The 15,061-nt window shown below is 57.4% G+C and carries 12 protein-coding genes; 8 read left to right on the top strand and 4 right to left on the bottom strand.

Going from position 1 to position 15,061, the window contains the following annotated elements; translation table 11 throughout:
- Positions 1–157: 157 nt before the first annotated feature.
- Positions 158–1,675, bottom strand: a complete 1,518-nt coding sequence (locus IEW06_RS20930) for an OmpA family protein (RefSeq protein WP_308422022.1) — start codon at positions 1,673–1,675, stop codon at positions 158–160.
- A 113-nt stretch (positions 1,676–1,788) separates the two neighbouring features.
- A complete protein-coding gene (locus IEW06_RS13950) occupies positions 1,789–2,844 on the bottom strand; it encodes an MBL fold metallo-hydrolase (RefSeq protein WP_187733059.1) in 1,056 nt (351 codons plus the stop codon).
- Positions 2,845–2,952: 108 nt separating this feature from the next.
- Here IEW06_RS13950 and IEW06_RS13945 point away from each other — a divergent pair, with 108 nt between their 5' ends.
- The gene (locus IEW06_RS13945) at positions 2,953–3,876 is read left to right on the top strand and encodes a glutamate--tRNA ligase family protein (RefSeq protein WP_188548438.1); all 924 of its coding nucleotides are present in this window, start codon (positions 2,953–2,955) and stop codon (positions 3,874–3,876) included.
- Positions 3,877–4,033: 157 nt separating this feature from the next.
- Here IEW06_RS13945 and nfi read toward each other — a convergent pair whose 3' ends face one another.
- A complete protein-coding gene (nfi, locus tag IEW06_RS13940; protein WP_188548437.1) occupies positions 4,034–4,711 on the bottom strand; it encodes a deoxyribonuclease V in 678 nt (225 codons plus the stop codon).
- A gap of 248 nt (positions 4,712–4,959) precedes the next feature.
- On the opposite strand from nfi, the gene IEW06_RS13935 reads away from it, so the two are divergent.
- The 7 genes from IEW06_RS13935 to IEW06_RS13905 all read left to right on the top strand — a co-directional run bounded on the left by IEW06_RS13935 (position 4,960) and on the right by IEW06_RS13905 (position 14,555).
- Positions 4,960–5,559, top strand: coding sequence for an RNA polymerase sigma factor (locus IEW06_RS13935; RefSeq protein ID WP_187733056.1), 600 nt, complete (start codon positions 4,960–4,962; stop codon positions 5,557–5,559).
- Positions 5,560–5,700: 141 nt separating this feature from the next.
- Positions 5,701–6,747 carry a FecR family protein gene (locus tag IEW06_RS13930; protein WP_187733055.1) on the top strand — a complete coding sequence of 349 codons (1,047 nt, stop codon included), beginning with the start codon at positions 5,701–5,703 and terminating at the stop codon, positions 6,745–6,747.
- Between the two features lie 110 nt (positions 6,748–6,857).
- Positions 6,858–10,274, top strand: coding sequence for a TonB-dependent receptor (locus IEW06_RS13925; RefSeq protein ID WP_187733054.1), 3,417 nt, complete (start codon positions 6,858–6,860; stop codon positions 10,272–10,274).
- Between the two features lie 32 nt (positions 10,275–10,306).
- Positions 10,307–11,902: a RagB/SusD family nutrient uptake outer membrane protein gene (locus IEW06_RS13920; protein WP_188548436.1), complete on the top strand. Its 1,596-nt coding sequence runs from the start codon at positions 10,307–10,309 to the stop codon at positions 11,900–11,902.
- A gap of 248 nt (positions 11,903–12,150) precedes the next feature.
- Positions 12,151–12,720, top strand: a complete 570-nt coding sequence (locus tag IEW06_RS13915; RefSeq protein ID WP_187733052.1) for a DUF1990 family protein — start codon at positions 12,151–12,153, stop codon at positions 12,718–12,720.
- Complete coding sequence (locus IEW06_RS13910; RefSeq protein ID WP_187733051.1) at positions 12,710–13,369, top strand: DUF1990 domain-containing protein; 660 nt, start codon at positions 12,710–12,712, stop codon at positions 13,367–13,369. The genes IEW06_RS13915 and IEW06_RS13910 overlap by 11 nt, the downstream gene beginning before the upstream one ends.
- Positions 13,370–13,511: 142 nt before the next feature.
- Complete coding sequence (locus IEW06_RS13905; protein ID WP_187733050.1) at positions 13,512–14,555, top strand: NAD(P)-dependent alcohol dehydrogenase; 1,044 nt, start codon at positions 13,512–13,514, stop codon at positions 14,553–14,555.
- Positions 14,556–14,713: 158 nt separating this feature from the next.
- Here IEW06_RS13905 and IEW06_RS13900 read toward each other — a convergent pair whose 3' ends face one another.
- Positions 14,714–15,010: a DUF3817 domain-containing protein gene (locus tag IEW06_RS13900; protein ID WP_187733049.1), complete on the bottom strand. Its 297-nt coding sequence runs from the start codon at positions 15,008–15,010 to the stop codon at positions 14,714–14,716.
- Between the last annotated feature and the right edge of the window lie 51 nt (positions 15,011–15,061).

Genomic DNA, 15,061 nt, shown 5'->3' with positions numbered 1-15,061 from the left:
TGACAACCAAACAACATCAGCAACGAGCGCAACCACCCCAGCCGCGCCTCCGGCACGGCGTCCCCTCCTTGGTAAGGAGGGGAGCTTGACGTTCTAAAAGCAAAAAAAGCGGCAAGCCAATATGGCTTGCCGCTTTTAATAACTACTACCTGGGGGGCTATTTCTGTTCGCCTTCAGGCTTGGGAGTTTCGTTGGCTTCTTCCGGCAAAACGAGGTCGAACTCGACGCGGCGGTTAAGGGCGCGGCCGGCAGCGGTGGCATTCGTGGTGATAGGCTTGCTTTCACCATAGCCACGCGATTCAATTCGCTCCGCAGGAATGCCTTTTGTCAGCATGTAGGTGCGGGCAGCGGCAGCGCGGTCATCGGAAAGCTTTAGGTTGTAAGCGTCGCTACCCTGGCTGTCGGTATGGCCGGCTATGCTCAGGATATAGTCGGGGTACTCATTGAGCACCTTCACCAAATCTTCGAGCGTAGGGTAAGAGCTAGGCTTGAGAACTGCCTTGTTCAACTCAAACTGGATGAACTTGGTGGCAGCTTCGAGGCGCTTTTTGGTTTCAACCTTAATCTCCGGGCAGCCTCGGTTGGTGGCAGGGCCAGCCGAGTTAGGGCAGCGGTCCTGGAAGTCAGGCACACCGTCACCGTCGGTGTCGAGCGGGCAGCCGGTGGCATCTACTTTCACATTGGCCGGCGTATCGGGGCATTTGTCGTCGGCGTCGGTTACGCCGTCGCTGTCAGCATCGGGGCAGCCTTGCAGCTCGGCTTTGCCGGCTGTATCGGGGCATTTGTCGTCGGCGTCGCGGATGCCGTCGCCATCACGGTCTGGGCAGCCTTCGAGGGCGGGTAGTCCTTTTTCAGCCGGACATTTATCCTGATAATCCGGCACACCATCGCCGTCACTGTCTATCGGGCAGCCATTCGCATCCACGGCTACGCCGCTGGGCGTGCCGGGGCACTTGTCTTTGCGGTCGGCAATGCCATCACTGTCCTCATCCTTGGCTCGGCCGAAGTTGAACGTAACACCCGCAGAATGTTGCAGATAGCGGTCATTCAGGTCGCCTTTATCCACGTTGTCAATCGTGTTGGTCAGGGCATAGATCTGGCCGGTCTGCACGAAGATGCCGAAGGAGGGCGAGAAGTTCAGGGCGATACCGGCCGCGCCGTGCAAATACGCCGCGTAGTGGTCTTTGTTGCCCTGGAAGGTTTCGCCCCCGGTGCCCGTGTTGATGAACTTATCCGAGGAGGCAATCATCAAGCCCGGCGCTAAGCTCAGGTAGGGGGCAAAGATGGCGTCCTCTTTCAGGGCCCAACCGTTGTTGAGCTTGAACTTGATGGGCACCCCAATCGTGGTCACGTTCGCGTCGAAGCGCCGGATGGCGGGGGCCAAATCCTCAATGGGCTTGAGCGTCTTGGTCGAGAACTTCATGTCCCCGTAGTTGGCCGACAGGCCGATGTCCAGGCCCGGCGTCAGGTACCGGGAGAGGGTGATGCCTCCGCCGTACTCGATCTTGTTGGACTTGAACCACTCCGAGCCCAGGTCGCCGTGGTATTGCAGGGTGCTGCCGTAAAGGCTAATGCCGGTCTTGCGGTCCGCGCTTTGAGCGTGACCCTCGGGGGCCGTTGCTAGCAGCGCTGCACCCGAAAGCAGCAATTTGGATAAAGTAGAGAGTAATCTCACAGGAATTAATTAAAAGGGAGGCTTTTATTGAACTAAGGCTATATACTATCAATAACGAGTATGGGTTTCGATCCTGTTGAATTGTTGAGCTTAATGTGTCCAGTGGGTATTCATTATTTCATGGTCCAGCCAGCGCCTTCGGGTAAAACCAGAAAAACGCTGTCGGCTAAATTTTTAGCGCGTAGTGCTTTACGCAAATCCGTGACGGGCTCGGTTAGGCCATCATCGGCGAGCTGGAAGGTGCCGAAATGGGTGGCAATGCTGCGGCGGGCGCCCAAATCCTGGTGGGCCTGCACCGCTTGGGCGGGCGAGATGTGAATGGGAGCCATAAACCACTCGGGCCGGTAAGCGCCGATGGGTAGAATAGATAACTCAATTGGCCCCAGCCGCTCCCCGATTTCCTTGAAAAACGGGCCGTAGCCGGTGTCGCCAGCATAGTAGATGTTGCCGCGCGTGGTGCTCAGCGCCCAGCCCGCCCACAGCGTAGCGTCGCGGTCGCGCAGGCCGCGGCCGGAAAAGTGCTGGGCGGGTACGGCGGTGAGCTTTACCGTGGAACTAAGCGGCAAGGCCTGCCACCAGTCCAGCTCGGTTACGTTGCCGATTTTCTCCTCGTCCAGAAATGCTTTGATGCCCAGCCCCACAAAGATGCGCGGCTGGTCGCGGGCGGCGAGGCGGCGCAGGGTATTCAGGTCGAGGTGGTCGTAGTGGTTGTGGCTGATGACGATGGCGTCGATGGGGGGCAAATCGTCGAAGCGCAGGCCCGGTGGGCGCAGCCGCTTGGGGCCAATCCACTGGTAGGGGCTGGTGCGCTCACTCCAGATGGGGTCGGTCAGCACGTTCAGGCTATCAAACTGCAACAGGAAAGTGCCATGATTGACAAACGTGACGCGCACCTGCCCGCGGCCGACGCGGGTGGGCGGCTTGGGTCCGGGGGGCAAATCGGGCTGTTCGGGCCACTCACCTTTGTCGCGGTTGAGCATCCATTTCAGCAAAGGACCCATTCCTTCCTGCGCTTTTACGCCGCCCGCATTCTGGAAGGTTTCGCCATTGAAATGGTCGGAAACGGGGCCGCGGTATTTGGGGGCCGAAATGGAGCATCCTGCCACAAAGCCACCCACGGCCAGCAGTGCAAACAGGCCCAGGGCCCAGAATAAGTAGCGACGCAGCATAGAGGAGGTTGTAGAAAGCTTCTCGTTGTACCGGCTTGCCCGTCAAAGGTTTTGTTCGATTACCAAACCCGCGGCGGATTGGGACAAGTGCGTAATTTGCTCCCCAACATGGCTAATGTAGCTTTTAATGACCCGGTACGCGGACGTTTGGCCCCAACGCCCAGCGGCTACCTGCACCTGGGCAACGCCGTAAACTTTGTACTCACCTGGCTGCTCGTGCGCCGGGCCGGCGGCCACTTGCACCTGCGCATCGACGACCTCGACCGCGCCCGTTTGCGCCCGGCTTACCTGGAGAATATCTTCCAGACCATCCGCTGGCTTGGGCTCGATTACGACACCGGTCCCCGCGATGCGGAAGAGTTTGAGCAAGCGTATTCGCAGCAGCATCATCTGGCCGAGTATCAAGCTATGCTCGATGATTTGCGCTCGAAATCGGGGTTGGTGTATGCCTGCACTTGCTCGCGCACCAGCAATTTGCCCCCCAGCCCGGCAACGATGCCCGAAAGCGGGTGCCGGAGCTGTCAGGCCACATTTGCTACGGCCGGCGCCGCCTGGCGCGTGCGCGTGCCTGCCACGCCCGTTGCCATCGTCGATGCGTGGCGCGGCCCTTTGCAGGCAGATTTGGCAGCCACTATGGGCGACTTTGTAATACGCAAAAAAGACGGAATGCCCGCTTACCAAGTGGCTTCACTGGTCGATGATCTGCGCCTGGGCACTACGCTCATCGTGCGCGGCGAGGACTTATTGCCGAGTACGGCCGCGCAGCTTTTTTTAGCTTCTCAGTTGCCCACTACGGCTGGGTTTGCTCACGCTCAGTTCATCCACCACGGCTTACTATTGGGTGCTGGGGGGCAAAAATTATCCAAATCGCAGCAGCAACCGCTTGATCGGGGAATAGTAGGCGCAACCAACTCACCACGAGTAGTCTATGCCGCTGTAGCGGAGCTGCTGGCGCTGTCTACAGCGGCGGGCGAATCGCTGGCGGCCTTACAGCAGGCATTTACGGATTCGGGGGTTGGCGGCGCAGTTTGATTATTCTTACAAGCTTAAATAAGAACGTCATGCAGAGCACAGCGAAGCATCTCGCGTGCTGACACCAGATTAGTAACCCAGCTAAACACGCGAGATGCTTCGCTGTGCTCTGCATGACCGTCTACCGTTTGCAGGCAAAAACAAGTCATGGGAAGCCTCAGCGAATCTCTTTCTTAAACTGCTCGGCCCAATGATCCGCCAGGCGTGTAGGCTCTGGGAGCTTGTAGCCGCGGGTGCAGGCTACGGCGAGGCGCGTGGCGTTGGCCTGGTCGCAGCGGTGGCCAGGGCTGACGAATACAGGCAGCACGCGGTCCTTGGTGCGCAGCACTTCCCCGATTAATTCGCCTTTGTCGAGCAGCGGCGACCGGCTGCCGGCCGTGGGGGCGGGGTCCTCAAATTTGCCGGTGAGCAGGCTTTTGGCCACCCCGAAAGTAGGCGTATCGAGCAGCACGCCGAGGTGAGCGGCAATACCCATGCGGCGTTTGTGCGCAATGCCGTGCCCATCCACCATAATTACATCGGGCTTTTGTTGAAGCTTTTCGTAGGCTTTCAGCAGGTTGGGCGCTTCGCGAAACGCCAGAAAGCCGGGCACATACGGCACCGTTACGGGGCCTACATGATAAACTTTCTCCACCAACTCCAGCGTGGGGTAACGCAGCAGCACAAACACCGATAGAATGGTTTCCGGTGTGGGAAATGAGGAGTCACAGCCGGCAATGAAGGTAGGCTCGGCGTGGAGGGGCTCTATTCGGACACGGGTGCGCATTTCTTCCTGCTGCTGGGTCAGGTCGCGAACTACGATGGGGTCGGCGGGCGGGTGGTAGGGGCGGTACATATAGCGGGAGAAAGGCTGGGGGCAAATTTCCCTTCTACGAATGGCTGTTGGAAAAGCTGACGAATGGTGTTTCAACGCCAACTTTTTTGCGTACTATGAGCCAAATCCCGGTCGTTAGCTTGAATCAATTCGCGCCCAGCCCGGTTTGACTAGCTTAGCCGGGGGGCAAGTTGGTTGGGGCTGGCATGTAAGCTACTGACAAGCAGTGTAATGGCAATGTGTCTGGTCGCTTACATTATTTGAATTTCGTGAAGTCCTTTTCTGTTCGCTTATACGCTTCTTACACCGACGCTGACCTGCTGCAAGCTTTGCGGGCAGATGATGAGGGTGCATTCGAGGAGATCTATAAGCGTTACTGTTATCGGCTGTTCACGGTGGCCTACCGGAAGCTTAAGCAGCGGGAAGAAGCCGAGGAGTTGGTTCAGGACTTGCTGGCCGACCTCTGGAGCCGGCGCGCCAGCCTGCAGATTCAGCAGCTCGATCAGTACTTGTTTTCGGCCGTTCGGTACCGGATTATCAACTTCATCAAATCACGGAAGCTGAAGTCGGGCTATGAGCTGTATTGCCAGCTTCACGCGTCGTCCAGTACGGCTAATACCGAAAATTTCCTGGCCCTCAATGACTTGAACGACGCCTTGCTGGCCGGTGTGGAGAATCTGCCCGAAAAATCCCGGCAGGTATTTCAGCTCAGCCGGTTGGAGCATTGTACCGTACCCGAAATCTCGGTGCGGGTCAACCTCTCGGAAAAAACGGTGGAGTATCACCTGACCAAGGCGCTAAAGCTGCTGCGGAGCTACCTGCGCGACTTTTTGGTGCTTACGCTCTCTTTGTTTACTTTTTTACAGTAAGGTAAAACGCACGTTGGCAGTTACATAGCTGGTGGGGGGCAAATTGGTGTGGCTTTTCTTGCAAAAAAAGCCAGAATGGGTTTAGGGTTACTGGCTAGTTCGCTGACTTGATAAGTGGAAGCTTGCTAAACCCCTTATCCAGTGACTGAAGACGAATTTTACGCCTTGCTTCAACGCTACCTCGATGGCCGCTGCACGCCCGCCGAACGGGCGCGGGTAGAGCAGTGGTACAATCATTTGGAGGAGGCCGACGGCACGGTGCTGCTGAGTCAGAATCAGGAAGCGGTGGAAGATGCCATTTGGCAGCGCCTCCATCAGCAGACTAAAGCCGCCGCTGCTTCCGAAACCCGCGTACTGGTTCATCCGGCAAGCTTTTGGCAGAAGCCTCAGATGCAGGCCGCCGCGCTGGTGCTATTGGTGCTTAGCCTGGGGCTGTTGCTGCTGTTTACCAAGTCCTCCCACACGCGCCAGTCCCAGCCAACGGTAGCGGCCGCCGATGGGTGGACCCGCCACCGCAACACGACCCGGCAGGTGCAGCAGTTTCAATTGCCGGATAAAAGCCGGATCACGCTGCATCCGGGTAGTAGGCTGCGGTATCTGACGGCATTTACGGGCCCCAAGCGGAAAGTATATCTTCAGGGAGAAGCCTTTTTTCAGGTCAGCAAAAATCCCGCGCGCCCCTTCCTGGTTTTCACCCGCCAGGTAGTGACTACCGTGCTTGGTACCAGTTTCCGGGTGAAGGCCTACGCCGAGAGCAAAGTGGCCTCGGTAGCGGTAAGTGAGGGAAAAGTAGCCGTGCAAGCCCGCAAACCTGCCACGTCCGACACGGCGCCGCTGGCCGCCCCAAGCATACTGCTGCTGCCCAATCAGCAGGTGGTGTACTCTGCCGTCAGTCGGCGGCTGAAAAAGGAACTGGTTGATAAGCCCGTGGTGCTGGCGCCGCAGTCCTTCGAGTTCGAGGAGCGCCCCGTGACGGAGGTGCTACAGGCCCTGGAAAAAGCCTACGGAGTTGACATCGAGTACGATAAAGCCACGCTGGCTGGCTGCACCGTCAGCATCACCTTCTACGACGAGCCCTTATTTGAAAAGCTGGGCTTGCTGTGCAAGTCGCTGGATGCCTATTACAGCTTGTCGGATGCGCAGATCATCATGCACAGCAAGGGCTGTCAGCCGCCGCTGGGGGGCTAATTGCCGCGCATATCTGCACAAAATAAAAATGAAAGATCTGAATCATAAAGTGTTAAGTGAACACTAGTTGCCTTTTTCACCTCCATTACCACCACCACTAAATCCATTCCATGAAAAAGCTATTACACTTTTTTCCGCCCTTCCGGTACCCCATAGGGGCGGCAGTAGTACACGTGCTGCTGCTGTGCGTGCTGGCCGGTACCGCCACGGCGCGGCCCGCCGTGGCCCAGGCCGTGCTGGACCGCAAAGTTACTTTACGGGTAGAAGCGCAAACGATTACTGAAACGCTTCATCAGATTGCTAAGCAGGCCGACATTCGTTTTGTGTACAGCCAACAGCTGCTAAACGCCGAGCGGAAAGTAACTGTACAGGCCCAAGACAAGCCCGTTTCAGCTGTTGTAGACGAAATACTGGCACCTCTGAAGATCCAATATGAGGTGGATAATAATCGCGTGGTGTTGCGCCTTCCTTCTGTGCCACCTACCGCAAACGTTTCAGTAGCTGCGGACGTGACCGTTTCGGGGCGGGTAGTGGATGCCAAAGGTGGCGGCTTGCCGGGCGTAACGGTGGTGGTGAAAGGCACTACTACGGGCACCGGTACCGGAGCCGATGGCAGCTTTACCCTGCAAGCCCCCGAGAACAGCGTGCTAGTATTCAGTTACGTGGGCTACAGCCGCCAGGAAATACCCGTAACTGGTGCTACCAGCAATCTGACTGTAACCCTGGCCGAAGACACACAGGCCCTGAGTGAAGTAGTCGTAATTGGCTACGGCACGGCCCGCAAGAGCGACCTGACGGGCGCAGTGGCCTCCGTCAGCGGGGCGCAGCTCGCTCAGGTAGCTACTTCCAACCCGGTGCAAGCCCTGCAAGGGCGCGCGGCAGGTGTAGAGGTAACCTCCAACAGTGGGCAGCCCGGCGCGGGCACTCGGATTCGGGTGCGGGGCGTGGGTACCATAAACAACAGTGACCCGCTGTACGTGGTAGACGGCATTCAAACGGGCGACATCGGCTTTCTGCTGCCCACCGACATTGAGTCGACCGAAATCCTGAAAGACGCCTCGGCCACGGCCATTTATGGCTCGCGGGGAGCAAATGGCGTAGTATTAATTACTACTAAACGCGGCAAAGTTGGCAAAACCCAGTTCAATATGACGGGCTACACTGGCTTCCAGCAGATCCGTAAGAAGCTCGACCTGACCAACGCTGCCGAGTACGCGACGCTGGTGACGGAGGCGTATACGAATAACAACAGCCCAGTGCCCGCCGACTACGCGCCGCGGCTGCAAGAAGCCATTCAGAGCGGAGCCACTGGCACCAACTATCAGGACCTGTTAACCCAGCGCGGCCTGATCACCAATTACAGCCTATCCGCCTCGGGCGGCACCGAGCAAAATCGCTTTCTGGTGAGCGGCAGCTACTTCCAGCAGGATGGTATTCTGAAAAACTCGGAGTTTAGGAAATACGTGATTCGCGTCAACGATGACCTCGTGCTGACCCGGCACGTGAAGGCGGGCGTCTCGGCCACGTTTACCAACACCAACACCACGGGTAGTTCTGATGGTACGGGCAATACGGTTAACTACCGGGTGCTGGAGTACGCTACCCAAAACATTCCTATTCACAACCCCATCTTGCCCGACGGAGGCTTTGCGTACGACAACCTCACCAACGTGCCCAATGCGTTGCGTTACCTCGACGAGCAGAAGTTCAGCAAGACCCGCTCCAACACACTGTTTTCCACGGCCTACGTTGATGTTGCGCTGGCCAAAGGCTTATCGTTCCGGTCTTCTTTCGGTATCAATTACAACAACTTTAACCCGAAAGCATACCAGCCTCAGTACTTCCTTGGTCCCTTAGATCAACGTGCCCAAAGCGCGCTGATTGAAACCCGCAACCAGAACATCTCGTGGGTGTGGTCGAACTATGCCAACTATACGCTGGACCTCGGCCAGAATAGCTCCGTTTCGGCTACGTTGGGCCAGGAAGCGCAGCGCGGCTACGGCGACGGCATTTCCGTTACGGGCTTTAATGTGCCCGCTGACCCTACTTTGCAGTACATTTCGGCTAACCGCAGCGCCAACAACGGCGTGCGCAGCTCCCAGTACGATGCGGGGCTTTTATCGTACTTCGGCCGGGCCAACTACAACTTCCGCGACAAGTACTTGCTGACCGGCACTCTGCGCTTCGACCAGACCTCGAGGTTCCTGGCTCCTGTACGGACCGGTGTATTTCCTTCCGTGGGTGCCGCCTGGAACATTTCCAACGAGCCTTTCCTGAAGGAGGTAGCCATGCTATCGGCGTTGAAGCTGCGCGCTAGCTACGGGGCCGTGGGCAACCAGAACGCCGCGCCTAACTACGGCTACGCCTCGGTGGCGACCAACAACCAACTGTACGTATTCAACAACGCCACGGCGCCGGGCTTGGCCATCACCCAACTCAACAACCCGAGTCTGAAGTGGGAAACCTCCATCACCACGGACGTGGGCATTGACGCCGAGCTGTTTGACAGCAAGCTCTCGCTGACGGCCGACTATTTCATCCGGCGCACGGAGGACATGATTGCCCTGCTGCCCGTACCTGATTACGTGGGCCAAGCGCCAGCGAGTGCCAACGTGGGTTCGCTGCGCAACCGCGGCCTGGAGCTGGCGCTTAACTACCGCAACGAAATCGGGAAGCTTCAGTACAGCGTGGGCGCCAACTTCACTCGCATCACCAACGAAGTAACCGACTTGGGCGGGGCCAACCCCATTGCCAGCGGCAACGTGCTGGTGCAGACGGGCAACACGACTCTCACGGGCGTGGGCCGCGAGGTGGCTTACTTCAACGGCTTGCAGGTGGATGGCATCTTCCGGGATCAGGCGGAGATTGATGCGTACACGAACGCCGCCGGGGGGCGGGTTCAGCCCGGCGCCAAGCCCGGCGACGTGCGTTATCAGGACGTGAACGGGGACGGTCAAATCACTTCCCTTGACAACACCTACCTTGGCAGCGCCACGCCGGACTTTACCTATGGCGGCACCATTAACCTGTCGTACAGCAACTTCGATTTCAAGGTGTTACTCTACGGTGTACAGGGTGCGGAGCTGGTCAATGGCGCGGGCTTCACCTTGTCGAAGTCCAGCAACTTTGTGGGCGTGTGGAGCAACTTCTACGCCTCCCGTCTCGACCGCTGGACGCCCGCCAACCCTAACAGCGACCAACCCCGCATCACCTCCAACGACACCAACAACGGCCCCAGAGGCAACGACAGCTTCAGCAGCCGCCACGTGGAAGACGGCAGCTACCTGCGCGCCCGCAACATGGAGTTGGGCTACACGCTGCCCAGCGGCCTGGGCTCACGGCTTCGCCTGAACGGCTTCCGGGTGTTTGCTTCCGTCGATAACGTGTTCACCTTCACCAAGTACACCGGCTACGACCCGGAAATCTCCACTGCCGGCTTCTTCAATAATCCCCTGGCCTACGGGGTAGATTACGGCAACTACCCACAGGCGCGCACCTACCGCCTGGGCTTCAACCTTCAGTTTTAACGCTTATTCTTAGTCTACAGATGATAGCCAAGATGAAAACCGCCCGCCTCATAGCCTTTATGCTGCTGGCCGGGCTTTCCCAGGGTTGCGAGAGCTTCCTGGATAAAGAGCCCCTGGGTGCTACCACCCAGGAAACCCTGTTCCGCGATCCTACCAACGCTGTGCAGGCCGTAAACGGCATCTACGACGTCACTTCCTGGGACCAGGGACCTAAGTGGGGTAACGGCCCGTTCGTGGCCCAAACGTATGAATGGATGTTCGGGGACGTGATGAGCGACGACGCCGAGAAGGGCAGCTCTCCCAGCGACTTCCCGACTATAACGGAGCTCAAAACCTGGAACATTCCGCCCAGCAACCCCCCGGTCACTACCCTGTGGGTGCACAGCTTTACCGGCATTGCCCGCGCCAACACCGTGATCAACAACATTGACGCGGGCACCATTGATGAAGCCCTGAAGCAGCGACTTAAAGGCGAAGCCCTGTTTCTGCGGGCTTATTTCTACTTCAATCTGGTGAAGCTGTTTGGGGGAGTGCCTCTATTCGAGCAAACGCCCAAGCCGACGGAAAGCACTAACGTTACTCGCGCCAGCATCGCTCAAACGTACGCCTTTATCGAGAAGGATCTGAAGGCAGCGGCGGCCTTGCTACCCGAAAAGAGTGCCTACGCCACCGCCGATCTGGGTCGGGCCACGAAAGGCGCTGCTAATGCCTACCTGGCCAGGGTTATCATGTACCAGCTGGGCACCGTGAATGGTAACAATCACACTTGGCAGGAGGTGTACGATTTAACCAGCACAATTATCACCTCGGGCCAGTACAGCCTGCTGCCCAACTACGCGACTATTCATCAGGAAATCGGCGAGAACAGCAGCGAATCGATATTCGAAATTCAGTTTGCTACCTCTAATGAAGGATATGGCCCTATCATGGTGGGTACCACAAACAACATCTTCCAGAATAATCGTAAAACCTTTGGCTACGGCTTCAATAACCCCACCCAGAGCTTAGTGAACGAGTTCGAGCCGAATGATCCACGCCTGGAAGCTACCATCATTAAGGATGGTGATGTGGTGTTGGGCATCCGCCAAACCATTGATAGGACGGAGAATGCCACAGGTTATCTGAGCCGGAAGGTGGCCATTTTGGCCCCCAACAACAATGCTTCCGGTCCGCAGAACATCCGCAAGATGCGCTACGCCGATATTCTGCTCATGAAGGCTGAAGCTGCTGCCCAAACGAATCGCGGTCCGGAAGCGGTAGCACTAGTAAATCAGGTGCGGCAACGCGCCCGCAATTCCACCCGGCCTCCAGGCACCACGGTGGGCTCGCTGGCCTACGCGCCAGCCAATACGCCAGCCGGCACTCTGCCCGACCTGGCCCCCGGCCTCTCGGGCCAAGCCCTGCTGAATGCCATTTGGCACGAGCGCCGGGTAGAGTTTGGAGAAGAGTCGCTGCGCCTTTGGGACCTGATCCGGACGGGGCGCTACATGGCCAGCTTGCCGGCTGATGTCCGGGCCCGCGCCCTCACCCACGTAGCCACGGAGACCTCCGTAAACCCTGTGCCACTGGTGCCCATCTCGCTGGAGGATGCCCAAACCTGGAAGCTGCCCCAGAATCCGGGCTACTAGTCCGCTGCTGCTGCGCCTGATCGGTGAAGCAAATTGACAAAAAAGCCCCCCAGAGTTTTTCTGGGGGGCTTTTTTTGGTGAGAAAAGTCACCGGCTTTCAATTGTATAAGCAGCGACTGATGCGTGAGCAGGTCGTTTGGAAGCCCAGCCTTTGGCCGAAAAGCTCTGTAGCCGTTGCCCCACGCTTCAACTCTGGCCGCCCGCCTGCGTTAAGTAAAGTATGCGGACACTTTAGCCGCGAACCTCCCATGAGCAAAGCCGAACAACCAGCCAGCACGGGCTCCGGGCCCTTTTTTGAACGCTGCTACCAAGTTTCTTTTCAGCACTCCAACCTGTCGGCCGAGGATCTTTTTCAGACGATTACCTGCGAAATGGAGCGCTTCTCGCCCGATTTGTTGGCCAATTTTGAGAAAACCAAAGGCAAGGATCATTGCCTGGCCGTGGGCGACGAGTTCAAAATTCGCATTCTTGGTCCCTGGAACGGCAGCGTGCGGGTTACGGAAATGGGCGCTGATTACTTTGAGCTGATCACGCTCGAAAACCATCCTGAAGCGGGCCGTATACGGTTTACCCTGCGTCAGCACCCGCACTTGCCCGACACGCTGCAATTCGAAATTCATTCCTGGGCGCGCTCCCGCGACGGGCTGGTGGCTTTTGCCTACGACACAATCGGGGTTGGCAAACAGGTGCAGGAGCAAACCTGGCGTACGTTCTGTGAGCGGGTGGCCGACTATTGCGGGGGCTTGCCGCTGGGGCCGGTTTCGGTGGAAACTATAAAGCAGGACGACACCACAACCGAAGTGCGACATGAAGGCTGAGACCAAGACTGCGCCGCCGCTTTGGGAGCTGCACCGTGCCCGCTTGGCCTCGTTTAATGAAGCCCAATACAACTTCGATCCCGAGCGCGCCTACGAGTACACCACCGCTACCGGCTGGCACGTAGATGATTACGCCACCGATTTGCCCCCCGAGGCCCCCGGCCCGCCCGCCGAGCACGGCTCCTGGACCGCCGCGCGCCAAGTACTGCTCAACTATACCTTCCCGCCGCCCGACCTGATTACCGGCATCTTTGTGCCCGACGATCCGTTGGAAAAGCGCACGCTATTGCTGCGCGGGCAGTTTCTGTTCTTCACCTTTTGGTTTGGAGTGCGTGTGGGGGGCGTTTTCGACGAAACTCGCACCACCGATACTGGCCCCGAGCAGGTGTGGGGCTACAACTACCGGACGCTGGAAGGTCATTTTGAGCGCGGAGAAATCAACTTCACTGTTCATAAGCATTTGCAAACCGGCCGGGTTGAGTTTCGTATTCATGCGTACTCACAGCTGGGGCGTATTCGCAACCCGTTCTATTGGCTGGGCTTTAAGCTGTTTGGCCGGATGTTGCAGCGCCGCTTTGCGCGTGAGTCGATGCGGCGAATGCGCGAGCAGGTGGAAGAATCGCTGGCTAAAGCTCAGCTGGTAAATTAGCTTTCCACAATATGTTTATAACCTGTTGATAACTAAGCCAAAAGCCTGTTTAAACCGAAATGGGCCGTCGGGCTGCTAAACTTCCCGCTCGGCAGTGAGTTATTGATTTTCGCTCTTTACACAACTCTCCAAAACCAAGACCATGACCCAAGTAAAAGGTTACGCGGCCCAAACGGCCAATGCGCCCCTGACTCCCTTCAACTTTGAGCGCCGCGAAGTAGGCCCGCACGATGTGCAAATAGAGATTCTGTTCTGTGGCGTGTGCCACTCCGATGTACACCAGGTGCGCGACGAGTGGGGCGGCTCCATTTTCCCGATGGTACCCGGCCACGAAATTGTGGGCCGCGTTACGCAGGTTGGCCAGCATGTCAAGAAATTCAAGGAAGGCGACCTGGCCGGCGTGGGCTGTATGGTCGACTCCTGCCGCACGTGCTCGAGCTGCGAGCAGCAGCTGGAGCAATACTGCGAAGTAGGCTTTGTGGGTACTTACAACGGCCGTGAGCTTAAAACGCAGGAGCCCACCTACGGCGGCTATTCCAACCAGGTAGTAGTGGATGAAAACTTCGTGCTGCGCGTATCTGACAAGCTGGATCTGGCGCGGGTAGCGCCGCTGCTGTGCGCTGGCATTACTACGTACTCGCCTCTGCGCCAATGGAATGTGAAGGAAGGCGACCGGGTAGGCGTTATGGGCCTCGGCGGCCTGGGCCACATGGCCGTAAAGCTGGCCGCCGCCATGGGTGCCGAAGTAACTGTGCTCAGCACGTCGCCTAATAAGGAAGCTGATGCCAAAGCTTTGGGCGCTCACAAATTCGTGGTAACCAAGGATAAGGAGGCCATGAAAAGCGTCCAGAACTACTTCGACATCATCATCAACACGGTTTCCGCGCCCCTCGACCTGAACCTGTACCTGGCCACGCTGCGCCTCGATGGTACGATGGTATTGCTCGGCGTACCGCCGGAAGCGCCGCAGGTGCACGCCTTCAACCTCATCAGCAAGCGCCGCCGTCTGGCTGGCTCCCTCATCGGCGGCATCGCCGAAACTCAGGAAATGCTGGACTTCTGCGCAGAGCACAACATTATGTCGGATATCGAAATCATCCCGATCGACAACATCAACGAAGCCTATGACCGCATGGTTAAAAGCGACGTGAAATATCGCTTTGTGATTGACATGGCAACACTGTAAAATCGCAGCTTCAATAAATAAAAAGGGTCGTCAGCAATGACGACCCTTTTTTGTTGGGGTGATGACGCAGTATAATGTGTTCTAATAAAGAACCTCATTCAGAAAGAACGTCATGCTTCGGCTCCGCCTCTGCATGACGTTCTGAGTTTGAAAGTATTCTACTCCCGAAACAGCTTCTTATCAGCGTAAAAAGTGCCAAATGGAACCAGTGAAGCCAGAAAAGCCAGCACAGCCTTCTTGAAAGACCAGCCCAGCTCGATAGTGGCCATAATCACCAGCAGCACATACAGCACAAACAAAAGTCCGTGGGCCATACCAACCATGCGGACGGCCTCCGGCAGGCCAGCCATATATTTGAGCGGCATCGCAATGCCGAGAAGCACGAGAAAAGAAAGCCCTTCCAAAAAGCCAACCACGCGCAGGCGACCAAGGGTAGAAGAAAGTAGAGCGAGCATAAGAAATAAAGTGTCTGGGGGGCAAAAGTAGGATGCAGCATCAAGCGAAAA

This window comes from Hymenobacter qilianensis (genome assembly GCF_014638675.1).
Taxonomy (GTDB): Bacteria; Bacteroidota; Bacteroidia; order Cytophagales; family Hymenobacteraceae; genus Hymenobacter; species Hymenobacter qilianensis.
The sequence above is the reverse complement of the archived record's forward strand: the minus strand, read 5'-3'. Positions and strand labels throughout refer to the sequence as shown.